General features: G+C 70.7%; 18 protein-coding genes. 9 read left to right on the forward strand and 9 right to left on the reverse strand.

Annotation, left to right across the window (positions count from 1 at the left end):
- Nucleotides 1-27: 27 nt before the first annotated feature.
- The 4 genes from ACFPA8_RS24665 to uvrB all read right to left on the reverse strand — a co-directional run bounded on the left by ACFPA8_RS24665 (nucleotide 28) and on the right by uvrB (nucleotide 6,262).
- A complete protein-coding gene (locus tag ACFPA8_RS24665; RefSeq protein WP_386451956.1) occupies nucleotides 28-1,038 on the reverse strand; it encodes a TerC family protein in 1,011 nt (336 codons plus the stop codon).
- Nucleotides 1,039-1,296: 258 nt separating this feature from the next.
- Nucleotides 1,297-3,276 carry a TerD family protein gene (locus ACFPA8_RS24670; protein WP_386451958.1) on the reverse strand — a complete coding sequence of 660 codons (1,980 nt, stop codon included), beginning with the start codon at nucleotides 3,274-3,276 and terminating at the stop codon, nucleotides 1,297-1,299.
- Between the two features lie 111 nt (nucleotides 3,277-3,387).
- On the reverse strand, nucleotides 3,388-3,966 hold the full coding sequence (locus ACFPA8_RS24675; protein WP_386451959.1) for a TerD family protein: 579 nt from the start codon (nucleotides 3,964-3,966) through the stop codon (nucleotides 3,388-3,390).
- Between the two features lie 160 nt (nucleotides 3,967-4,126).
- Nucleotides 4,127-6,262, reverse strand: coding sequence for an excinuclease ABC subunit UvrB (gene uvrB / locus ACFPA8_RS24680; protein WP_386451961.1), 2,136 nt, complete (start codon nucleotides 6,260-6,262; stop codon nucleotides 4,127-4,129).
- Between the two features lie 159 nt (nucleotides 6,263-6,421).
- On the opposite strand from uvrB, the gene ACFPA8_RS24685 reads away from it, so the two are divergent.
- The 3 genes from ACFPA8_RS24685 to ACFPA8_RS24695 all read left to right on the forward strand — a co-directional run bounded on the left by ACFPA8_RS24685 (nucleotide 6,422) and on the right by ACFPA8_RS24695 (nucleotide 9,735).
- Nucleotides 6,422-7,306 (forward strand): glycerophosphodiester phosphodiesterase, encoded by an 885-nt coding sequence (locus ACFPA8_RS24685; RefSeq protein WP_386451963.1) that lies wholly within the window; start codon nucleotides 6,422-6,424, stop codon nucleotides 7,304-7,306.
- 322 nt (nucleotides 7,307-7,628) lie between these two features.
- Nucleotides 7,629-8,216 carry a methylated-DNA--[protein]-cysteine S-methyltransferase gene (locus ACFPA8_RS24690; RefSeq protein WP_386451965.1) on the forward strand — a complete coding sequence of 196 codons (588 nt, stop codon included), beginning with the start codon at nucleotides 7,629-7,631 and terminating at the stop codon, nucleotides 8,214-8,216.
- A 181-nt stretch (nucleotides 8,217-8,397) separates the two neighbouring features.
- Complete coding sequence (locus tag ACFPA8_RS24695) at nucleotides 8,398-9,735, forward strand: MFS transporter (protein WP_386452344.1); 1,338 nt, start codon at nucleotides 8,398-8,400, stop codon at nucleotides 9,733-9,735.
- A 45-nt stretch (nucleotides 9,736-9,780) separates the two neighbouring features.
- On the opposite strand, the gene ACFPA8_RS24700 is transcribed toward ACFPA8_RS24695, so the two are convergent.
- The 3 genes from ACFPA8_RS24700 to ACFPA8_RS24710 all read right to left on the reverse strand — a co-directional run bounded on the left by ACFPA8_RS24700 (nucleotide 9,781) and on the right by ACFPA8_RS24710 (nucleotide 12,110).
- Nucleotides 9,781-10,533 (reverse strand): PIG-L deacetylase family protein, encoded by a 753-nt coding sequence (locus tag ACFPA8_RS24700; protein WP_386451967.1) that lies wholly within the window; start codon nucleotides 10,531-10,533, stop codon nucleotides 9,781-9,783.
- Nucleotides 10,534-10,626: 93 nt separating this feature from the next.
- Nucleotides 10,627-11,451: an MHYT domain-containing protein gene (locus ACFPA8_RS24705; RefSeq protein WP_386452346.1), complete on the reverse strand. Its 825-nt coding sequence runs from the start codon at nucleotides 11,449-11,451 to the stop codon at nucleotides 10,627-10,629.
- 200 nt (nucleotides 11,452-11,651) lie between these two features.
- Entirely contained in the window at nucleotides 11,652-12,110 is a 459-nt protein-coding gene (locus ACFPA8_RS24710) for a type II toxin-antitoxin system PemK/MazF family toxin (protein ID WP_386451969.1), read from the reverse strand.
- A gap of 146 nt (nucleotides 12,111-12,256) precedes the next feature.
- Between ACFPA8_RS24710 and ACFPA8_RS24715 the strand changes: the two genes are divergently transcribed.
- Nucleotides 12,257-13,018 (forward strand): type 1 glutamine amidotransferase, encoded by a 762-nt coding sequence (locus ACFPA8_RS24715; RefSeq protein ID WP_386451970.1) that lies wholly within the window; start codon nucleotides 12,257-12,259, stop codon nucleotides 13,016-13,018.
- 144 nt (nucleotides 13,019-13,162) lie between these two features.
- On the opposite strand, the gene ACFPA8_RS24720 is transcribed toward ACFPA8_RS24715, so the two are convergent.
- Nucleotides 13,163-14,608: an NCS2 family permease gene (locus ACFPA8_RS24720; protein ID WP_386451972.1), complete on the reverse strand. Its 1,446-nt coding sequence runs from the start codon at nucleotides 14,606-14,608 to the stop codon at nucleotides 13,163-13,165.
- A gap of 274 nt (nucleotides 14,609-14,882) precedes the next feature.
- Here ACFPA8_RS24720 and ACFPA8_RS24725 point away from each other — a divergent pair, with 274 nt between their 5' ends.
- Nucleotides 14,883-15,557 (forward strand): helix-turn-helix domain-containing protein, encoded by a 675-nt coding sequence (locus ACFPA8_RS24725; protein WP_386451973.1) that lies wholly within the window; start codon nucleotides 14,883-14,885, stop codon nucleotides 15,555-15,557.
- A gap of 113 nt (nucleotides 15,558-15,670) precedes the next feature.
- Here ACFPA8_RS24725 and ACFPA8_RS24730 read toward each other — a convergent pair whose 3' ends face one another.
- Nucleotides 15,671-16,330: a nucleoside/nucleotide kinase family protein gene (locus tag ACFPA8_RS24730; protein WP_386451975.1), complete on the reverse strand. Its 660-nt coding sequence runs from the start codon at nucleotides 16,328-16,330 to the stop codon at nucleotides 15,671-15,673.
- A gap of 263 nt (nucleotides 16,331-16,593) precedes the next feature.
- Between ACFPA8_RS24730 and ACFPA8_RS24735 the strand changes: the two genes are divergently transcribed.
- The 4 genes from ACFPA8_RS24735 (at nucleotide 16,594) to ACFPA8_RS24750 (ending at nucleotide 22,663) form a co-directional block, all read left to right on the forward strand.
- A complete protein-coding gene (locus ACFPA8_RS24735; RefSeq protein WP_386451977.1) occupies nucleotides 16,594-16,932 on the forward strand; it encodes an acylphosphatase in 339 nt (112 codons plus the stop codon).
- A gap of 62 nt (nucleotides 16,933-16,994) precedes the next feature.
- The gene (locus tag ACFPA8_RS24740; RefSeq protein ID WP_386451979.1) at nucleotides 16,995-17,726 is read left to right on the forward strand and encodes a Mut7-C RNAse domain-containing protein; all 732 of its coding nucleotides are present in this window, start codon (nucleotides 16,995-16,997) and stop codon (nucleotides 17,724-17,726) included.
- A 228-nt stretch (nucleotides 17,727-17,954) separates the two neighbouring features.
- Entirely contained in the window at nucleotides 17,955-19,610 is a 1,656-nt protein-coding gene (locus ACFPA8_RS24745) for an alpha/beta hydrolase (RefSeq protein ID WP_386451981.1), read from the forward strand.
- A gap of 68 nt (nucleotides 19,611-19,678) precedes the next feature.
- Entirely contained in the window at nucleotides 19,679-22,663 is a 2,985-nt protein-coding gene (locus ACFPA8_RS24750) for a DEAD/DEAH box helicase family protein (RefSeq protein ID WP_386451983.1), read from the forward strand.
- The last annotated feature ends 38 nt before the right edge of the window (nucleotides 22,664-22,701 follow it).

The raw sequence follows: 22,701 nt of genomic DNA on the forward strand, positions 1-22,701 counted from the left end.
GGGACGGGAATCCCAGCGGGGGGCGGGTCAGACCCCCGCGTCCTCCTTGCCGCCCTGGCCGCCGCCAGGCCCCTTGCGGCCCTGCTCCTCGCGCTCCGCCTTACGGGATGCCGCCAGGCTCGTGACGGTGGTGACGACGAGGACGGCGCAGATGACGCCCAGGGACACCGGAATGCTGATCTCCGGCACGTGCACCCCGGCCTCGTGCAGGGCGTGCAGCACCAGCTTGACGCCGATGAAGCCGAGGATGACCGACAGTCCGTACGAGAGGTGCACCAGCTTCCGCAGCAGCCCGCCGATGAGGAAGTACAGCTGCCGCAGGCCCATCAGGGCGAAAGCGTTGGCCGTGAAGACGATGTACGGGTCCTCGGTCAGGCCGAAGATCGCGGGGATGGAGTCCAGCGCGAACAGCACGTCCGTCGAACCGATGGCCAGCATCACGATCAGCATCGGCGTCATCAGCCGCTTGCCGTTCTCGACGACGAAGAGCTTCGTACCGTGGTACTGGTCCGTGGACGGGACGCGGCGCTCGACCATCTTCAGGAAGCGGTTCTCCTCGTACTCGTCCTCCTCGTGGTCCTCCCGCGCCTCCTTGATCAGCTTCCAGGCCGTCCAGATGAGGAAGGCGCCGAAGATGAAGAAGACCCAGGAGAAGGTCGAGATGGCCGCTGCGCCCGCCGCGATGAAGACGGCCCGGAGCACGAGCGCGATCAGCACGCCCACCATCAGGACCCGCTGCTGGTAGATGGGCGGCACGGCGAACTTCGCCATGATCAGGACGAAGACGAAGAGGTTGTCGACGCTGAGCGACTTCTCCGTGACGAACCCGGCGAAGAACTCCCCCGACGTCTCCGCGTCCGCGAAGAAGAGCAGGCCGAAGCCGAAGAGCACGGCGAGCACGATCCAGACCGTGGTCCACACCCCGGCCTCCTTGAGGGAGACCTCGTGCGGTTTGCGGCCGCCGATGAAGAAGTCGACGGCGATCAAGGCGCACAGGCCGACGATCGTCAGAAGCCAGACGTTCAGGGAGACATCCATATACGCATCCTCCGGCTCGCGTACTCGCATGGGCCGGAGGTCTCTTCCGCCCGGCGCACTGAAGTGCCGCTGATGCTGCTGCGGTCACTGCTGCCGGGCCGGCGCCCCGGGACCGGGTCACGTCCGGTCCGTACTGACGGGCACGCCGCGGGGATGCTGGGAATACTCCCCTCCGCAAAAAGAAGAGTAAAGCAACACCAAGGAAACGTAAAGACCCGCTGGTCAAGGCAGTTGCCGGCCTGGGCCGCGCCGTCCCCCTCAGCCGCCGCCGTACGTCCTCCGCGCCTGCACCACCTGCTGGAGCACCTGCGTCAGCACCCTGCTCCCGCGAGGTACCAGCGGCGGCTCGTACGTCCAGTGGTGGCCGACCCAGGGGTCCGCCAGATGGTCGTCGGGGACGGGGGTGATGCGCAGCAGAGCACGCCACAGCGGGCTGAGCACCGGCCCGTACGCACGGGCGTCCTCGCGGTCGGCGACCATCAGCAGGTTGACTCCGACGGAGGGGCCCTCGTCGGCCAGGTAACGGAGCTGGTTGACGGCCCGGTCGTCGAAGCCGTGCGGGAAGTCGTGGACGACGAGCAGCTGTTCGGCGGTGTCGAGGTCGGGCGGCAGCGCGTCCGTGGCACCACTGCGCACGGCCATCTGCACCAGATCGACGCGCTGGGTCAGCTTTTCGAGGGTCGCGCTCACCCCTGCGGCTCCCGCGGCGGGCGGCTCGGGGAGCGCCCCCGTCTCCAGCAGCGGCGCGAGCGCCGCCGACGCCGACCCCGCCGGGTCGATCACGTTGAGCGTGAAATCGTCGACCGGATAGACCGCCGCGAGCCGGGCGGCGATCGCCGTGGCCGTCTCGGCTGCCATCTGCCGCAGTTCGTCGGAGTCCACGAGAGAGGACGCCGCGGAGCCTTGATGTCCGCAGTCGATCCACAGGCCGCGCTCCAGCGGCAGCCTGACCAGCATGGGGATTCGCAGGCCCACGCCCTCCGGCAGGCTGAGGTCGCCCAGCCGCAACGCCATGGGGGTCTCCATGGGAGTGGAGTAGCCGTGCCATACGGGGTTGTCCCAGCGGGCGAACGCCGGCGGAAGCGCGGGCTCGACGACCTCGGACTCGGCCTTGAGCTGTCCCAGGTCGCGGTCGAGCACGGCCCGTGCCCGGTCGACGAGCTGGGCGTGCTTGGCTCGTGCCTCGGTGCGTGCCGCGTCGGCGGCCGGGCCGATGCGGGTGCGGGGGTCTGCGAGGACCTTCTCCAGCTCCTGTTCCATCCGCGACTCGGCGAAATCGACGGCGGAGCGGTACGCCGCGACGGTACGGGCGAAGTCCTCGAACATGTCCCAGATCTGGTTGTACAGCCGCTCGTCCATGCTCCAGCCGGTGGCGTCGCCCGCGACGGGCGCGTACGCACCGTCACCTCCGGGCTCTGCCTCAGCGGGGACCGGCCCGGAACCACGCCCGGGGTGCTGGTAGTCGATACGACCGCCCCCGGGCCCGGGCCCGCCCTGCGCGGGCTCTGCGGGAGCGGGCTCTGTCTGCCCGTGCACCGGAGCGGTGAGGTCGCCTCCACCCCCCGCAGCCGGTCCGGCGCCGGTACCCGCACCCGCACCCGCGACTCCGTGGGCGCCGCCGACGGTGGCCTCACGGCGCGCTCTGTCCTCCTCCGTACGAGGTGGAGGCGCGGCGACCGACCGGGCCATGCCCGCAGCGACCGCCTCGGTGATCGTCGAAGCCAACTCCTCCGCCCGGGGCAGCCCTTGGTCGGCGAGCATCGCCGCCAGCCCTCCGGCGTACCCCTGTCCGACGGCGCGGACCTTCCAGCTGCCCTGTCTGCGGTACAGCTCCAGGGCCACCACCGCCGACTCCGCGTCGAGACCCGTCACCCGGTAGGAGGCCACCTCGGCGCCGTCGAGCTCCGTGACGGCGACGAACGGAGCGGCCACAGCGCCGAAGTTCACGGGGCCGCCGACGCCTGTGGGCAGCGCGAGGAGCAGGTTGACCCGGTGGACCTCGCCGGGCAGGGCGTCGAGGTCGACTGCCAGCCTGTGGTCCGCGGCCGCCTGCCGGGAGACCTCAAGGCCAGGGAGGTGCGGCTCCGCGGGGTGAGCTATCCAGCCTGCCTCGCGCATCCGGCCGTTCTCGTCGTTGAGCGTCGCCCCCGCGACGACGGGCCCGGCCGCGGACACCCGGATCTCCAGACGGGCCCCGGGCAACGGGTGGTTCTGCCCCCGGACCAGCTCGACAGCCATTTTCGTGCTCCCCCTCGCCGCGCGGCCCCGAGCCGGGCCGCGCGCTTCTTCTCTGCTCGCCTGCTCGCCCTGCGCGCGGTGCACTTCTTCCCGGTCGTGCACCGCCACCGGTCAGAGGTGCGGCACCATCGCGGGCATCAGGTCCTGGAACGTACGGCCGTTGGTCGGAGCACCCACGGCGGTCATCTGCCAACCGTCTCCCTGACGGTGGACCTTGGCCATGATCTGAGCGGTGTACTGGCCGCCGCCCGTGAGCGTGTAGCGCGCCAGCTCCTGGCCGTTGGTCTCGTCGACGAGGCGGCAGAAGGCGTTCTCCACCTCTTCGAAGGTCTGCCCCGTGAAGGAGTTGACCGTGAAGACGATCTGGTCGATGTGGACCGGGAGGCGCTGCAGGTCCACCATGATCGCCTCGTCGTCGCCGCCCTGACCGGCACCGCCCACCAGGTTGTCGCCGGTGTGCTTGACGGAACCGTCGTCGCTGACGAGGTGACGGAAGAAGACGACGTCCACCGGCTGCTTGTCGGCGAAGAGCACCGCGGAGGCGTCCAGGTCGATCTCCTTGCTGCGCTTGCCGAACAGGCCGCGACGGGGGGCTGCTTTCCAGCCGAGACCCATCCGCACCGCCGACAGCGAGCCCCCGTCGCTCTTCTGCAGACTGATGGCCTGTCCCTTGGACAAGTTCACCGACACGTGCGTTCCCCTCTCGACTTTCTGCGGCCGCCTTCACTTCCGGCGGCCGTCACACTCAGAACCCTACGCATCGCCACGAAGCAGCCGGTCAGGGCGACCGCCTTTGTGTCGCTCTTGCAACACTCCGCCCGGATCGCTGTGTACCGGTGGCCGACGGCGGCTACTTCAGGCCCGCCTCCCTCATCTGCCGCAGCTCTTTCTTCAACTCCGACACCTCGTCCCGGAGTCGGGCTGCGACCTCGAACTGGAGCTCCGCGGCGGCGGCCCGCATACGCTCCGTCATCTGCTCGATGGTCTCGGCCAGTTCGGCCGCCGGACGGTCCGTGAGCACCTCGGTGCCACCGCGCTGCCTGACACCCGCCGACCTGGCCGGAGTGGGTGCCTTGCCCTTGCCCGTGCGCTCGCCCGCGCCGCCCCTCCTCTCCTGCCGGAATCCGGAGGCGAGGAGCTCCTCGGTGTCGATGTCCTCGCGCACGATGTCGGCGACGATGTCGCCGATCTTCTTCCGGAGCGGCTCCGGGTCGATCCCGTGTTCCTTGTTGTAGGCGACCTGCTTCTCGCGCCTCCGGTTCGTCTCCTCGATGGCCTTCTCCATCGCCGGGGTGACCTTGTCGGCGTACATGTGCACCTGGCCGGAGACGTTGCGCGCGGCACGGCCGATCGTCTGGATCAGGGACGTGCCGGAGCGCAGGAAGCCCTCCTTGTCGGCGTCGAGAATGGCGACGAGTGAGACTTCCGGCAGGTCCAGCCCCTCACGCAGCAGGTTGATGCCGACCAGCACGTCGTACTCGCCGGCGCGCAGCTCCCTCAGGAGCTCCACCCGGCGGAGCGTGTCGACGTCGCTGTGGAGATAGCGGACCTGGATGCCCAACTCCAGGAAGTACTCGGTCAGGTCCTCGGCCATCTTCTTGGTGAGAGTGGTGACCAGCACCCTCTCGTCCTTCTCCGAGCGGGTACGGATCTCGTGCACCAGGTCGTCGATCTGCCCCTCGGTGGACTTGACCACGACCTCCGGGTCGATGAGACCGGTCGGACGGATCACCTGCTCCACGTAGCCGTCGCCGCGCGAGAGTTCGTACGGCCCGGGGGTCGCCGAGAGGTAGACGGTCTGGCCGATGCGCTCGAGGAACTCCTCCCATTTCAGCGGCCTGTTGTCGATCGCGGAGGGCAGCCGGAATCCGTGGTCGACGAGGGTGCGCTTACGGGCGGCGTCGCCCTCGTACATGGCGCCGATCTGCGGGACCGTCTGGTGCGACTCGTCGATGACGAGCAGGAAGTCGTCGGGGAAGAAGTCGAGCAGGGTGTGCGGTGCCGTCCCCGGGTCACGGCCGTCGATGTGCCGCGAGTAGTTCTCGATGCCCGAGCAGGTGCCGATCTGGCGCATCATCTCGATGTCGTACGTCGTACGCATCCTCAGCCGCTGGGCCTCCAGCAGCTTGTTCTGCTTCTCCAGCTGAGCGAGATGCTCCTCCAGCTCGGCCTCGATGCCGGCGATGGCCCGCTCCATCCGCTCCGGACCGGCCACGTAGTGGGAGGCGGGGAAGACGTAGAGCTGTTCGTCGTCCGAGATGACCTCGCCGGTGACGGGGTGGAGCGTGGAGAGCGCCTCGATCTCGTCACCGAACATCTCGATGCGGACCGCGAGTTCCTCGTACACCGGGAAGATCTCGATCGTGTCGCCGCGGACCCGGAAGGTGCCGCGGGTGAAGGACATGTCGTTGCGCGTGTACTGCACGTCGACGAAGCGGCGCAGCAGATCGTCCCTCTCGATCTCCTGGCCGACCTTGAGCGGCACCATGCGGTCCACGTACTCCTGCGGCGTGCCCAGGCCGTAGATGCAGGAGACGGAGGCCACGACGATCACGTCGCGCCGGGTCAGGAGCGAGTTCGTCGAGCTGTGGCGCAGCCGCTCGACCTCCTCGTTGATCGAGGAGTCCTTCTCGATGTAGGTGTCCGTCTGGGGGACGTACGCCTCGGGCTGGTAGTAGTCGTAGTACGAGACGAAGTACTCCACCGCGTTGTTCGGGAGGAGCTCGCGGAACTCGTTCGCCAGCTGCGCGGCCAGTGTCTTGTTCGGCGCCATCACCAGCGTGGGCCGCTGGAGCTTCTCGATCATCCACGCCGTCGTCGCGGATTTGCCGGTACCCGTCGCGCCGAGCAGCACGACGTCCTTCTCGCCCCCGCCGACACGCTGCGCCAGGTCGGCGATCGCGGTCGGCTGGTCACCACTGGGCCGGTACGGGCTGACGACCTCGAAAGGCGCCACGGTGCGTTCGATCTGGGTCTGTGGCCGCATGTTCCCCACCGTACGACTCACCTCTGACAAGGGACTCCGGCCGCTGATTGCCAAGCGTCGCGACACGTTCACACTCAAGACATTCCGCTTCTGCTTCCGTGTATCGCACAACGGGAACGCTCTAGCTGACAGTGTTCGCACGAACGCGAGGAGTCCCGTATGTCGATGCGCCGTGCCGTAGCCACCGCAACTGGTGTGCTCCTGGGAATGGCCGCGCTCTCGCTCACCGCGACCCCGGCCCACGCTGCCCCCCAGCGGAAGAAAGCCGACGCACCTGTGACGGTCGCCCACCGCGGAGCCTCCGGTTACGCCCCCGAGAACACCCTCGCTGCAGTCGAGAAGGCCGACAAACTCGGTTTCGACTGGGTGGAGAACGACGTACAGCGCACCAAGGACGGCGAGCTCGTCGTCATGCACGACACCACGCTGGCCCGCACGACCGACGTGGAGAAGCTCTACCCCGACCGGTCTCCGTGGAACGTCCGCGACTTCACGGCCAAGGAGATCGGCCGGCTGGACGCGGGAAGCTGGTTCAGCGACGACTACAAGGGTGAAAGAGTCCCGACGCTCGAGAAGTACCTCAAGAGCCTCACCGAGAACCACCAGCGGCTGCTGCTGGAGCTGAAGTCGCCGGAGCTCTACCCGGGCATCGAGCTCCAGACGCTCAAGGAGCTCTCCGAGCACGGCTGGCTGGACAGCAAGCACACCAAGGACAAACTCGTCATCCAGAGCTTCAACGCCGCGTCGGTGAAGACCACGCACGACCTGCACCCGGCCCTCAAGACGGGCTTCCTCGGCAACCCGAAGATCTCCGAGCTGGACTCGTACGCGAAGTTCACGGACCAGATCAACCCGACGTACACCGCCGCGACGAAGGACTACGTCAAGGCCGTCCACGCCAGGAAGGGCGCACGCGGCGAGCAGATGGAGGTCTTCACCTGGACGGTGAACGACGGGTCGACGGCGCGCACGGTCGACAAGGCCGGAGTCGACGGGATCATCTCCAACTACCCGGACGTCGTACGCGAAGCCACACGCGGCTGAACGTTTCCTCGTACGAGCGGATCCTCAGATCCGCACGACGACTGACGGCAGACGGCATCTGAGCTTTCATCCCCCCGCCCCCATATCCCCCCGCCCCCTCCGCCTTCCCCCCGGCCCGACGACAGGGACGAACCCAACCCCCCACACCGCAGTTCGGCACCCTCGCACCCGTGCACTCACGTCCAGTGGCACGCGTGCAGGCCGGGAACTCGCCAGTCCTTCCGACCCCCCGCTCGATCACAGCTCCGCAACCCGCGGCTGCTGTCGCGCTGCGCTCACGCGACGACGGCCTTTGTCAGCGGGCGCCCCTAGGGTGCCCGGCATGAACGAGACACCGGCGAGTACGACAGTCCGCAGCTGTTCCTGGACCCTGCATGACACACCTGTCGGTCCCCTGCTGCTCGCCGCGACCGACGAGGGCCTGGTCAACGTGGTCTTCCACGCCGACTCCGCCACGGCGGACCGGGCCCTCGCACGGCTTGAGGGCCGGTTCGGCTCACGCCCTGCCCGGGTGGACGACGCCGCTTCCGGCCGCGAGTCCCTTCCGCATCCCGCCCTCGGTGTCGCGGCTGCGGAGCTCGCCTCCTATTTCAGGGGCGAGCTGCGCGCCTTCACCGTCCCGCTCGACTGGTCGCTGTCCGGCGGCTTCAACGAACGCGTGCTGCGGGCGCTGGCGGCCTCCGTACCGTTCGGCGTCAGCGCCGGCTACCAGGACCTCGCCGGGAGGGTGGGCGAGCCGGGGGCCGCCCGCGCGGTCGGCGTGGCGATGGGCTCGAACCCGCTGCCCGTCGTCGTGCCCTGCCACCGTGTCGTCGAGAGCGGTGGCGGGCTGGGCGGCTTCGGCGGAGGAACGGAGACCAAACGCGCGCTGCTCGCGCTGGAAGGACTGCTCCCGCAGCCGCTCTTCTGACGCTTTCCCGACGAGGGCCGCCCGCGAGAGGGACCCGATACTCCATAGGCGTACCGCCCCGGCCGCTGGCAGACTGCCGCGCGTGACCGACACCGACAAAACCGCCGACACCCCTGACAGAGCCGTCGGCAGGACGGACAGCTCACCGTCCGCACCACCGCGCGGAGCGGAGCTCGCCGCACTGCGGCGCCGCACCACTGCCGTGCTGGTGAGCGGGCAGATGCTCGGCGGTCTCGGCGTGACGACTGCCGTCACGCTGACCGCGGTACTGGCCGAGGAGATCAGCGGTTCCGAGGCCCTGGCGGGACTGGCGGCGACCGCCGCCGTCGTCGGCTCCGCCCTGCTCGCGCTGCCGCTGGCGTCCCTGATGATCGCCCGCGGGCGCCGCGTCGGCCTGGCTGTCGCGTACCTCATCGGTGCGGCCGGCGGCGCCATCGTCGTCATGGGCGCGGCGCTGGACAGCTTCGCGCTGCTGCTGGCCGGAATGACGGTCTTCGGAGCGTCCAACTGCGCCAATCTTCAGGCGCGCTACGCGGCCGCGGACCTCGCCGAACCCGGGCAGCGGGCCCGCGCGATCTCCTTCGTGGTCTGGGCCACCACGATCGGTGCCGTACTCGGACCCAACATCGCCTCCCCGGCGGGACGTTCCGTCGCCGGCCTGGGCATACCGGCCTCCGCCGGAGGGTTCGTCTGGGCGACCGCCGTCTTCCTTCTCACCGCTGTCCTGGTGCACCTGTTGCTGCGTCCCGACCCCCTGCTGACCGCCCGCGCGATCGACGACGAGGACCGGACGGAGCGCACGCGGCGGGCGGACGGCACGGACGAGGCCGCCGGAGAAGACGGCCAGGGCGGGGCGAAAGGGGTTTCCGCGGCACTGTCGGACGAGTCGGCCGACGAGCGGACGGAGAAGGGGGAGCGGGCACGGCACGAGGAACGGTCGCTGCGCGCGGGCCTCCGCGCCGTCGCCGCCTCGTCGCACGCACGCCTCGCGCTGGTGACCATCGCGGTCTCGCACACCGCCATGGTCACCGTCATGGTGATGACGCCCGTCGATCTCGGCCACCACGGGGCGGACATCCGGCTCATCGGCCTGGTCATCAGCGCGCACATCCTCGGGATGTACGCCTTCTCCCCCGTCATGGGCTGGCTCGCCGACCGGTTCGGGCGGCTGGGCGTCATCCTTCTCTCCGTCGCGCTGCTCTCCTGTGCGGCGGCTCTGGCGGGCACGGCGAACGGCCACCACGTCCAGTCGGCGGTGGGCCTGTTCCTGCTGGGTCTGGGCTGGTCGGCCGGCCTGGTCTCCGGATCGGCGCTGCTCACCGACTCCGTGCCGCAGCCCGCCCGCGCCTCCGTGCAGGGCCTGTCCGACCTGATCATGAACGCGGCGGCAGGCGCGGGCGGCGCCCTGTCCGGGCTGGTCGTCTCGCTCGCGGGTTACGGCTGGCTCACGGCACTGGCCGCCACGCTGCTGCTCCCGGTCGCTGCGCTGACGCTGCTGGATCTTGCACGGCGCGCGTAGCCGCGCCGGAGCCACGGTCACGGCAGCCCCCGTACGACTGCCGCGTCACCGCGGATACAGCTCGAAGGCCACGCAGTCCCTGCCGCCGAACCTGTCGGCCGCCAGGCGCACACCCCACCGGACGAAGGAGTCGGCGTAGGTCTCCACGGGTTCGTCGCTCAGGGCGGAGATGTACGCGCGGTGCTCCGCCAGCGACGCCGCCGCCGTCCGTACCGCCTCCTCCCCCACCGGGACGGCGTGCGTCGGCTCCGGAGAGCCGGCGACCGCCACCCAGCGCACTCCGCCCCACGGCTCCAGTTCGCCGCCCTCCAGCTGTTCGGGAAAGATCCAGCGGTTGCCCGCGTCACCGACGGCGTCCAGCACGGCACGGCCCACGATGCGGTGGTCGGGGGTGTTCCAGGCCCGGCCGCCCCAGGTCTCCCTGTGGTTGAGGGTGATCACGAGCTCCGGGCGGTGCCGCCGTACGGCGGCTGCGATGTCCCGCCGCAGCGGCAGCCCCTCTTCGATCACACCGTCCCGGTGGCCGAGGAACTCCAGGGAGACCACGCCGACCGTACGGGTGCTCGCGCGCTGCTCCTGTTCCCGCACGCGGGCGCTCTCACCGGGTTCGAGGCCGTCGATGCCCGCTTCGCCCCGCGTGACCATCAGGTAGCCGACCTCTTTGCCCTCCGCGACCCACTCGACCACGGCGGCCGCCGCCCCGTACTCCATGTCGTCAGGGTGGGCGACGACGGCCAGGGCCCGCTGCCAGTCCCGCGGCATCGGCTCCAGCTGCTCGTCGTTGCTCGTGGTCGTCATCGCCTCGCGCCGCCTTCCGCCCGTGGTCCTGCAGCCGGCGGTCCTGCCGCGGGAGCAGGAGGTGCCACCCACGGGAGGTGTCACACGCGGGACTCACCCGCGTTCGAACGGCGTCCATTCCAGCTTTTCGCCGGCTGCCTCTCCGGGACGTGTTCCCCACTTGCGCCGTCCGTCCCGCTCCATCATCGGGTCGAGGCTCACGAAGAGCGTGATGAGCAGGAGCAGCAGCATGGGGCCGATGAGCACGGGCGTGAGAATGCCCAGCGCGGACGGGGCTCCCGCGACGCCCTCGTCGCTGTAGAGACGTACGGTCATCGCATTCATGCCGGTGTAGTGCATGCCCGTGAAGGCCAGTCCCATGATCAGGGCCGAGCCCACCGACGTCGTGAGGTGCTTCGCCTTCGACGCACACCACATCGCGATGACGGTCACGACGACGGCGACACCGACGGAGATCGCGACGAGGCGCATGTCGTACCGCATGACCCCGGAGATGCGCATGCCCGTCATTCCCAGGTAGTGGGTGGAGGCGACGCCCAGGCCGAGGACGATCCCGCTGACGGGGACCGAGAACCAGTTGGGCAGCCGGTTCCCCACGAGGAAGAGAGCGGCGGCGGAGACGAGGACGGCGAGGGCGAGACTCGCGAGCGTCCTCGCCATGTCGTACTCGATCGGGGCGTCGCCCACGCTGAAGCCCACCATCGCCACGAAGTGCATGGTGAAGATGCCGAAGCCGATGGCGATGGAACCGATCGCCAGCCATCCCGCACGTTCCCGTCCATGCGCGGTCCGGGCCCGCATGGCGCACCGGAGGCCGACTGCGCTGCCCAGCGTGGCCATGGCGTATGCGGCTGCGGGCGTGATCAGCCCATAGGTGAAACCGTTCGCCGGCACTGCAGCGGCACTGAGCATCGTCATCCCCACTCAGGAAGCGTGCGTGATCACCAAAGAGTCACTTGACGAACACACATACGGGGGACCCATGGTAGGGAGCGGCACGCTCGTACGCCCCCCTTTCCGGCAAGCCCACGGCGACGGCCGCCGCGAGCGGCTCGCGGCGCGTGGAGCGGCTGTTGCGGTACGCACCGCCCAGAGGCCGGCTCGGCGACGGACCTGCTTCACCGCCATCCGTAGACCTGCTGCAACCGGTGCACGACCCTGTTGAACCTCGCCCGGTCCAGTGCGCACGCCTCGCGCCGCATGCCCGCCGGATGCACGCGCAGCACACGGCCCGTTCCCACCCACGAGTCACGCCCGCTGCGGTCCCACGGGCCCGCGCCCAGCGGGAGCCACTCGGCGTGGCCTTCCCGCTCACGGGACGTCAACTGGACGCCGAGCAGGGTGCCTCGGTCCTCTCGGGCCACTATCAGCACGGGCCGGTCCTTGCCCCGGCCGTCGCTCTCCTCGTAGGGCACCCACGTCCATACGATCTCGCCCGGGTCCGGGTCGCCGTCCGGGTCAGGGGCGTAGGCGGTACGCACCCGGCCGACGCGCTCCGGATCCACCTCGACGGTGGCCGCGGGGCCGCTGCTGCCGGGCGGTTCGTGGTCGGTGTGCTCATTGCTGGGACGATTCATGCCGGGGAACCTACCGCCAGGCGTGACGGCGGCAGCAGCCGGGCGAGGACGGGCATGCGGAGCGGGGGCCGGCGGCCGGCGGGACCGGGCGAGGACGGCAATGAGATCCTGTTCGCCGGCTGACGACGCGATGCGGGGTGTGCGGAATGGTGCGTGTGCTCGTAATCCAGAACACCCCCGGCGGGGGACCCGGACGGCTGGGCGACTGGCTGCGGGAAGAAGGACTGGAGCTGGACGTCGTGCACGCCTACGGCGGAAGCCCGCTGCCGGAGAACCTCGCCGGCCACCAGGCGGTCGTCTTCCTCGGCGGCGGCTACATGCCCGACGCCGACGAGCGCGCCCCCTGGCTCGCCCCCGGCCGCGCCCTGGTGACCGAAGCTCTGGAGACGGGCGTACCGGTCCTCGGGATCTGTCTGGGCGCGCAACTGCTCGCGTACGTCGCGGGCGGCACGGTCCGGGCCGAGCACGGCGGTCCGGAGGCGGGCAGCACGCCGCTGACCCTGCGTGCGGAGGCCGCCGGGGATCTGCTGTTCCACCGGCTGCCCACCGAGCTCAACGCCATCGAGCACCGCGTGGACGCGATCACCGAACTGCCGCCGGGCGCCGCGTGGCTGGCGCAGAGCGAGCGCTGCCCTGTGCAGGCGTTCCGGGTCGGGGAGCACGCGTGGGGCGTCCAGTTCCACCCCGAGGCGACGCCCGGCCACGTCAGCCGGTGGGACCGGGACGCGCTTCGCCGGCAGGGCTTCGACCAGGACGAGTTGGTCCATACGGCAGAGCGCGACGAACCCGCTTCGACGGCCGCCTGGCACGAACTGGTGCGCCGCTTCGCGACCTTCGTGAGGACGACGGCGGAGGCACCGCGTGCGGACCTGCGCGGTGACGGCCGTGCGGACACCGCACCTGCGTGAGCGGGCGGCGGCCGGTCCGTGGGCCGGGGCACGGAGAAGACGAACCGCACCGGAAGCGCCGGGCCTTCGCCGGGACCGGGCAGACGGACGGGGTGGCCCCGGCGCCGTACGCCGAGGCCACCCCGGTGGTGACCGTCTGTGCGCCTACTTGATCCCGAGGAGCTGCTCCAGCGGGTCGATGGCGAAGTAGACGAGGAAGAGCACTGCGGTGCCCCAGAGCAGCCAGTGCACCTCGCGGGCCTTGCCCAGGAACGCCTTGATGACCACGTAGGCGATGAAGCCGGCGCCGATGCCGTTGGTGATGGAGTAGGTGAACGGCATGATGGCGATGGTCAGGAAGGCCGGGATGGCGATCTCGTAGCGGTCCCAGTCGATGTGCTTGACCTGCGTCATCATCAGGAATCCGACCGCCACGAGGGCGGGGGACGCGGCCTGGAGCGGCACGATCGTCAGCACCGGCGTGAGGAAGAGCGCGAGACCGAACAGACCGCCGGTGATGAGGTTGGCGAATCCGGTACGGGCTCCCTCACCGACACCCGCGGCGGACTCGATGTACGTGGTGGCGGACGACGAGGAGGAGGCTCCGCCCGCGACGGCGGCCGCACCGTCGATCAGCAGGACGCGGCCGAGGCCGGGAACCTGGCCGCGGTTGTCGAGAAGTCCCGCTTCGGCGGTGACGCCGACGACAGTGCCCATCGTGTCGAAGAAGTCGGACAGGATGAGGGTGAAGACGAGCAGGACCACCGTCAGGACGCTGACTTGTCCGAACGAGCCGAGCAGGTCGAAGTTGCCCAGGAGCCCGAAGTCGGGGGCCGCCACGGGGTTGCCGGGCAGGTCGGGGGAGGTCAGGCCCCACGTCTTCACGTCGGCGACCTGGTTGATGACGACGGCGACGACGGTCATCAGGACGATGCTGATGAGGATGGCGCCGTTCACCCTGCGGGCGAGAAGGATGACCGTCACCAGCACGCCGAGGCAGAAGACGAGCATGGGCCAGCCCGTGAGGGTGCCGCTGCCGAGCTGGACGGGGACCGTGGTCTTCGCGGCGTCCGGGATCCGGGTGACGAACCCGGCGTCCACGAAGCCGATCAGGGCGATGAACAGGCCGATGCCGACGCTGATCGCTTGTTTCAGGGGTTGCGGGATGGCGTGCATGACGGCCTCGCGCAGACCGGTCATCACCAGTACGCAGATCAGCAGGCCTTCGAGTACGATGAGGCCCATCGCATCGTCCCAGCTCATCAGGGGGGCGACCTGCACAGCGACGATTGCGTTGATACCCAGACCCGCGGCCAGAGCGAGCGGCAGGTTGCCGCCCACACCCATGATCAAGGTCATCACGGCAGCCACCAGAGCGGTGGCCGTGGCCAGTTGACCGGCGTCCAGTTGCTCGCCGAACTTGTCCTTGGCACTGCCGAGGATGATCGGGTTGAGTACGAGGATGTACGCCATGGTGAAGAATGTGGCGAACCCGCCGCGTATCTCCCGGCCGTACGTCGAGCCGCGTTCGCTGATGCGGAAGAACCGGTCGAACGCACCGCCGGTTCTGGTAGGCGGCGCTTCGGCCGTGCTCGTCGTGCTGGTCTGCATGACTGCGTCTCCTGGACCTACAGGTAAGTGGGGAAAGCGGCAGTGCCGACGGGAGCGTGCGACTTGTAGTTGTGCGAACACGCATGCGGCACCGTGCGAGGCGGATCATACGCGGCACGACAGGTTTAACAATTGGGTAGCCGCATCTGGTGGTTGACGACCGCTGTTCACTCCTGTGGGTTCCTACAGAATCAGCCTCGACCTATCGCGCCAAAACGGGATGCAGACGACAGCGGGCGTGGAGTTGCTCCACGTAACTCCTTACTCTCTGCCCGTGCATAGACCACTCCCCTTCAACGCGCGCGCCGCCCGCATTCTGCGCGAGAAGCTCGGGATGGCCCCCGGCCACGTCGCCTACGGCATGCGTGCCTCGTACGGCATGACGCACATCACCCCTGACCACATCGCGGCATGGGAACGCGGCGCCGCACTGCCCACTGCCAACGAACTCACCGCCCTGGCCGGGGCACTGTGGTGCGCGCCCGGCGAACTCATGGGCCCTCCCCGCACCCTGCTCGAACACCGCCTGGCACGCGGGAGGTCCGCCGAGGACGTCGCCCGCCTGGTCGGCATCGACCTCGGTGCCTACCGCCACATGGAAGAGACCGGGCTGTGGAAGGGCGACAAGCGCCAGTCGGCCAACCTCAGCAGAGTCCTCGACCTCCCCGCGCGCGACTTCGTCGCCATCACCGGGCACGAGGAAGAACTCGCCCGCCTGCTCGCCGAGGCCGTCTCCACCCGCTGGCAGGCCCACATCCGCGCCATCGCCAAGCTCGTCGCGATCGACCGGCGCGACCTGCAGGGCCCCTTGCGCGACATGCACAACGAGTACCAGACCCTGATGGCCGCCACCCTCGGACGGGCCAGCAGCACCGCCTCCGGCGAAGTCGGACGGCGCTACATCGACGAGGTCCTCGACCACTTCTGGTCCCGCCTCCCGGAGCACTAGCCCGGCTCAGCAGGCCCGGTGCAGCAGGCCCGGCACAGCAGGCCCGGCCGGAGCACCCGACAGCCGGTGCAACCCCGCGACTCAGCTCGCGCAGCAGGGCGAAACGGTGTGCCCTAGGGGTGTCCGGCCGAGCCGTTCCAGGCGGGTCGCCGGGGATCGTCGGCCCGTACGAAGACGTCGGCCGCGAGCTGTGGGCCTGCCTCTTCCTCGTAGCGGGCGAACGCCGGCAGCTTCCACTGCTCGTCCGGCTCCGTCTGCCGCCGCAACGCCCCCGCAGAGAGCCCCAGATGCACGGACAGGTCGAAGGGGAACCACCGTCCGAGCAGGAACGGCCCGTGCAGCAGGAGCACGCCGCCGGGCGGCAGCGGGACGCGCGCGCTGCGGGTGGGCCGGTCGGCGGCGGAGGTGCGCAGGTCGGGCAGTACGAGGCCGTCGCCCCCCGGCTCCAGCGGATCGAAGACCTCGCGCCACAGCGCTCCCGCGTCGTACCACAGGTCGTAGTACGCGTCGGGGTCCCGCTTGCCGAACTCGAACCGGAGCGAGGCCGCCCGCAGGAAGCCGTCCACGGCGACGAGCTGCACGGGTCTTCCGCGGACACGCAGCGCCTCGGCCAGCCGCTCCGCCAGCACACCGGGACGTACGGGCGGCGCACCGTCGACGCCCACGCGGAGCCACGGTCGCTCGGCCCCGGCAGGGGTCCGCGGCGGGAGATCCGCGATGCGGGCGGCCAGCTGCCCGGTCAGCCGCTCCCAGGTGATCGGTTCGAGTCGCACACGTTCATGGTCGCGCACCGTCACCGGGGCGATGCGGGGGAAGGCCGAAGCCACCGTCACGGTCACAGCGAGGGCACCGTCACGGTTACAGCGAAGGCACCGGCGGGGTCCGGCCCGGGCTGCGGGCCCGGTTCCGGTTCCGCTTCCGCTTCCGGCGGCACGGGCCGGCAGGCGCTCCGGTGGATCACCCGCCCGCGATGTCCTTATCCTGGGCGGAGTGATCCACCGGCGTCGACCGGCTGACCACCGGAGGTGCTCGACCGATGACCCGCAAGCGCGTGATCGTCTCGGGCGCGGTGCAGGGCGTCTTCTTCCGCGACACCTGCCGGCGTACGGCCGCCGCCCGAGGCGTCGGCGGCTGGGTCCGCAACCTCCCGGACGGAACGGTCGAGGCCGCGTTCGAGGGCGAGGAAGGGGCCGTCGCACAACTGGTCGGCTGGGCGCACGAAGGCCCGCCCGCTGCGCAGGTGGCTCAGGTGCTGGTGCTCGACGAAGAGGCCGAGGGTCTCTCCGGTTTCGAGGTACTTCCCACCCCGCCGCCCGACGCCGTGGAGCGGGGCCACGCTCCGTACGGCTCACCGCCGTCGCAAACGAATCCGTGACCCGGTCCGCGGACCGGACGCCGGGGCCGGACGCCGGGGCGTCGCCGCGGCCCGAGCTCCGCTTGCGGTTCGCGCCGGAGCTTCGTTTCTTCCTGGCCGCACGGCACCGGCGCCTGGACGAGGTCAGGGTCCCGCACGACGGGACGTCCACGCTCGGCCACGTCGTGCAGTCTCTCGGGGTGCCCCTGACGGAAGTGGGTGAGCTGACCGCCGGGGGCCGGCCCGCCGGTCCGTCGCACCGCCCCGGCAGCGGGGAGACGGTGAGCGTCCTGCCTGTACGGCGGCCTCAGGACCTCCGGTCCTTCCCGGCCGGTTCGCCGCCGTCCTTCGTGCTCGACGTCCATCTGGGCGCGCTGGCGCGGCGGCTCCGCCTGCTGGGACTCGACTCGGCCTACCACAACGACATGGCCGACGACGCGCTGGTGGAACAGGCCGGCGCCGAGGGCCGGTTGCTGCTCACCCAGGACCGCGGGCTGCTGCAGCGCAGGTCCCTGTGGCTGGGCGCGTACGTGCGGGGAGCACGGCCGGACGCCCAACTCCTCGACGTCCTGGACCGGTTCGCGCCGCCTCTCGCCCCGTGGACGCGCTGCATGGCGTGCAACGGGACGCTCACGCCCGTCCCGAAGTCGGAGATCGCGGCACTGCTGCGCCCGGGGACGCGGCGTACGTACCAGACGTTCATGCGCTGCCGCGGCTGCGGCCGTCTCTACTGGCGCGGTGCGCACAGCGGCAGACTGGAGGCGACCGTGACCGCGGCGCGGGACGCGGTACGGAGAAGTCGCGGAACCGGCTGACCGCCGAATTGCTCCTGCCCGTGCGCGGAAGCCGGACGGCAAGCTCAACTCCTTTGCGAATTGGGCCTGTTGGTCCGATCCCGTGCCGTCCCGGACTCATCCGGGTGTTACGTCCGCCTGATTCCTTCCAGAACGAATCGGCGAAGAACCGTCCCGAGTGGGGCCTGTGTGCTGCACGATGCGGTATGGCCGCGACGGGTGCGGCCTTGACTCCACATGGGAGCTCCGATGAGAAGACGGGTCATAGCCGTGCACAGCGCCGCCGTGGTGATGCTGGCCGGGGTGCTCACGGCGATACCGGTGACGGCGAACGCCGGAGCCGGGCAGCAGGACGGCACGAGCAGTGCCGGGGCCGCGGGCAGCGCGCTCAAGTGGAAGGACTGCGGCACGGAGAACTATCCGGAACTGCAGTGCGCCACGCTCCGCGTTCCGCTCGACCACTCGCGGCCGGGCGGCAAGAAGATCTCCATCGCCCTGTCGCGCATCGAGCACACTGCCTCGAAGTCGCAGGGTCCGCTGCTGGTCAATCCGGGCGGGCCGGGCGGCAGCGGGCTGAGCCTCGCCGGCTTCGTCGCCGGGTCGCTGCCGAAGAAGGTGGCGGCGCAGTACGACGTCATCGGCTTCGATCCCCGCGGCGTGGGCAAGAGCGAACCCGCCCTGGACTGCAAGCCGGGCTACTTCGACCCCGTGCGCCCCGACAGCGTGCCGCGCAGCGCGAAGGACGAGAGGGCGAACGTGAAGCGCGCCAAGGGCTTCGCCGACGCGTGCGGGAAGAAGCACGGCAAGCTGCTGCAGCACATCGACACCGTGAGCGCCGCCGAGGACATGGAACTCGTCCGGCGTGCGCTCGGCAGCAAGAAGATCAACTACTTCGGCTACTCGTACGGCACGTATCTGGGCGCCGTGTACGCGAAGCTGCACCCCGAGCGGATACGGCGAGCTGTGCTGGACAGCGTCGTCGACCCCGACGGCGTCTGGTACGACAACAACCTCGCCCAGGACCACGCCTTCGACGCCCGGCACAAGGCTTTCGCGGCCTGGGTCGCCGAACACGACGGGACGTACGGCCTCGGCACCGACCCGGCCGCCGTGGAGAAGACCTGGTACAAGATGCGTGACGCGGTGCGCAAGGAGCCCGCGGGCGGCAAGGTCGGACCTGCCGAACTGGAGGACACCTTCCTCCCCGGCGGATACTTCAACGGCTACTGGCCGGACCTGGCCGCGGCCTTCGCCGCGTTCGTGAACGACGACGACCCCGAGCCGCTGGCGGAGGCGTACGACGCGTTCGCGGCGATCGACGCCGGAGGGGACAACGGCTACTCCGTCTACACCGGGGTCCAGTGCCGCGACGCCTCCTGGCCGCGGGACTGGGGCACCTGGCGCCGCGACATGGCCGAAGCCCACGCCAAGTCGCCCTTCATGACCTGGAACAACGCCTGGTACAACGCGCCTTGTGCGTTCTGGCCGGTCGACTCCCTCAAGGCGCCCGAGGTGTCGAACAAGAAGCTTCCGCCGGTGCTGCTCTTCCAGGCCACCGAGGACGCGGCCACACCGTACGGGGGCGGCGTCTCCATGCACCGCAAGCTGCGCGGCTCCAGCCTCGTCGTGGAGGAGGGCGGCGGCAACCACGGGATCACGCTCAGCGGCAGCGAATGCCTGGACGGCCACCTGTCGGAGTACCTCGCCACGGGCAAGGTCCCGAAGGGCAAGGGCAGCGGAGACGCGGACGCGGTCTGTGCGGCCCTGCCCGATCCGGAGCCTGTGAGCCCGGAGGCGGCCGAGTCGGCCGTACCGACGCCGTACGGCCCGGAGAGCGCGGGCGGACTGCGCTCGGGCGACCGGAGCGGCGCGGAACTTCACGGGCTGGTCGGCTTCCGGAAGTGAGTGCGTGCTGAGTGCTCCGGGGGCGGCCCGGCTCCCGGAGCGCTCACCGCGCGGCCTACGGTACGTGCGTGCCCTCACACGCCGATGAAGCCATGCAGCCCCTGACGGCGATGGAGCGTCTCCGGCCCCCGTACCCGTTGCGCAGGCATCAGCGGGAGGCACTGGCCCGTCTCGCGGACGCCCTCGCCGCCGGGGACGGCAGGGCAGGCGGGGAGGGCAGGGACGGCGGGGAGGGCGGCGCCACCGGCGGCGCCGAGGACGCGGACGTCCGGCAGGGCCGCGCGTGGGTCGTGCTGCCGCCAGGCATGGGCAAGACGCTCGTCGGACTGGAGGCGGCACGCCGGCTCGGTGATCCGGTCGTGGTGTTCACTCCGAACACCGCGATCCAGGGGCAGTGGCTGAGGGAGTGGGGCGCGTTCGTACCGGAGCCGGATACACGGGCCTCGGTGCCCTCCCTGCCGGAGGACACCCGCGCTGCGTCGCCGGCCGTTCCGGCCGGCACGGACAGAGACCTCAACACCCCCGTCACCGTGCTGACTTACCAGTCGCTCGCCTCCTTCGACCCGGACGCGGAGGTCGACGAGGACGGTGCCCGGACGTCCCGTACCGCCGTCCGGCATCTGAACCGGCTGCGCCCGCAGGGTCTGGCACTCGTCGAAGCACTGCGCCGCACGGGAAGGTTCACCCTGCTTCTCGACGAGTGCCACCATCTCCTCGACACCTGGGGCGAGTTGCTCGCCGAGCTGCTGCGGGAGCTTCCCGAGGCGACCGTCGTCGGGCTGACCGCGACTCCGCCCGACCGGCTCACCCCACCTCAAGTCGCCCTGGTGCGGGAGCTGTTCGGTCCGGCAGTGCAGGGCCCGTCGATCCCCGCAGCCGTACGGGAAGGACACCTCGCCCCGTATGCGGAGCTGTGCTGGCTGACCACGCCGACCCCCGTGGAGGCCGACTGGCTGGCGGCCGAAGCCGAACGATTCACCGAGTTGACGACTGCTCTCCTCGACCCCGGCTTCGCCTCCCGCCCCTTCCTCGACTGGCTCGACGAGCGCTTCGTCGCCCGCCGAGGACCCGACGGGAGCCCGGTGCCCTGGTCGGGGATCGAGCGCGAACGTCCCGAACTGGCCGCTGCCGCCCTGCGGTTCCACCACTCCGGTCTGCTCGCACTCCCCGAGGGCGCGCGTCCCCGCGAGGAGCACCGCCGCGCCCCAGGAGCGGAGGACTGGGTGCGGCTGCTGGACGACTGGGTCCGCCTCTGCCTGCGCCGCAGCGGATCACCTCAGGACGCCGACGTCCTCGACGCGTTGAGGACCGCGCTGCCTTCCGTCGGCCATCAGCTCACCGCTCGCGGCATCCGGGGCGGACGCTCCCCCGTCGACAGGGTGCTGGCGCGCAGTGCGGCGAAGCCGCATGCCGTACGGGAGATACTCGCCGCGGAGGACCGGACGACCGGTGACGCCCTGCGTGCCGTGATCGTCTGCGACCACGAGCGCGCGACGGCGACGCTGCCGGCCCGGCTGGACGGTGTCCTCGAGGCGGAGGCCGGTTCGGCGCTGCTGGTCCTCCAGGAGCTGGCCGCCGATCCGCGTACCGCCGCACTCGATCCGCTCCTGGTGACGGGCCGCACGGTGGCGGCGAGCAGGGCGACGGCGCGGCGTCTCGTCGAGTTCTGCCGGGAGGCGGCTCCGCGGCTGACGCTCACGATCGAGCCGCTGACGGACGGTCAGGCCACGTGCGAGAGCGACGCGTGCGGCTGCGTCGTCGTGGTCGGCGGCTGTGCCGCGTGGAACAGCCGGCGCTGGGTCGCCCTGGCCACCCGCTTCTTCGAACAGGGCGGCAGCCGCGCGCTGATCGGCACCCGCGGCATGCTCGGGGAGGGGTGGGACGCCCGCCGTGTCAACACCCTCGTCGACCTCACGGAGGCGACGACGCCGACGGCGGTCGTCCAGACGCGTGGCCGTGCACTGCGGCTCGACCCGGAGCAGCCGCACAAGGTCGCCAACACCTGGTCGGTGGTCTGCGTCGCCGACGGGCACCCGCGTGGAGACGGCGACTGGAACCGCTTCGTACGCAAACACGACGGCTATCTCGGACTGACGGACGCGGGCGAGGTCATGGTCGGCGTCTCCCACGTCCATCCGGAGCTGTCCCCCTACGCGCCGCCGGACACCGGGGAGTTCGACCGTCTCAACGCGGTGATGCTCCAGCGCGCCGCCGCACGCGACGAGGTCCGCTCCCGCTGGCGCATCGGCGAGCCCTACGAGGACGAGCTGGTCCACACGCTCCGCGTCACCGTGCCCCGGCGCGCCGCAGGCGCCGGTCCCGTCCTGCCGCCGGGCGACGACCGCACACCGCCGGCCGTTCCCGCACCGCAGGGCCTGTCCCCGTCCCGTCTTCCCGCCGGGCCCGCCCTCTCCCGTACGGCGCTCGCCGGGGCCTTCGCCACGGCGGCGCCGCTCATCGCGCTCCCCTGGCCGGCGGCCGTGGCTGCGGGCGGCCTCGCCGCGTGCACGGCGTACGCGGCGACGCGTACCGCTGCTGCCCTGGCGCACCTGCGCCGTACGGCCGCGTCCCCCGTGCCGGTTCTCGTCGCCTGGGCGACGGCGGACGCACTGCACGCCGCTGGTCTCGTCCCCCGGGGAGCGGACGCGGTCTCCTTCGAGCCGGACGAGACAGGGGCGTACCGCGTGAAGCTGGACGGCGTCCCCGCCGCGGCCTCGGCGCTCTTCGCCACCGCCTTCGACGAGGCGGTCTCCCCGCTCGCCTCGCCCCGCTACGTGGTCCCCCGCTACGTTCTCGCTCCGCCCTCCGCGGCGGACGCCGTCCGCGCGCTGCGCCGAAGGCCGGTACCGAACACGGTCGTTCACCATGCCGTCCCTTCGGTGCTCGCGGAGAACCGCCGCCTGGCGGACGTGTTCGCCGCCCGCTGGAACGTCTACGTCAGCGCCGGCGGTCCCCTCTACACCCGCAGCCCGGAAGGCGCCGGCGTCCTCGCGGCGCAGGCGGGCGGCTCCCCGCTGGAGGTCACGACGGCGATGCGTGTGACGTGGCGGTGAGGAAGCGGGCAGGCCGAGGCGGGTGACGGGACGCCGGG

This window comes from Streptomyces ovatisporus, from assembly GCF_042653885.1.
GTDB lineage: Bacteria > Actinomycetota > Actinomycetes > Streptomycetales > Streptomycetaceae > Streptomyces > Streptomyces ovatisporus.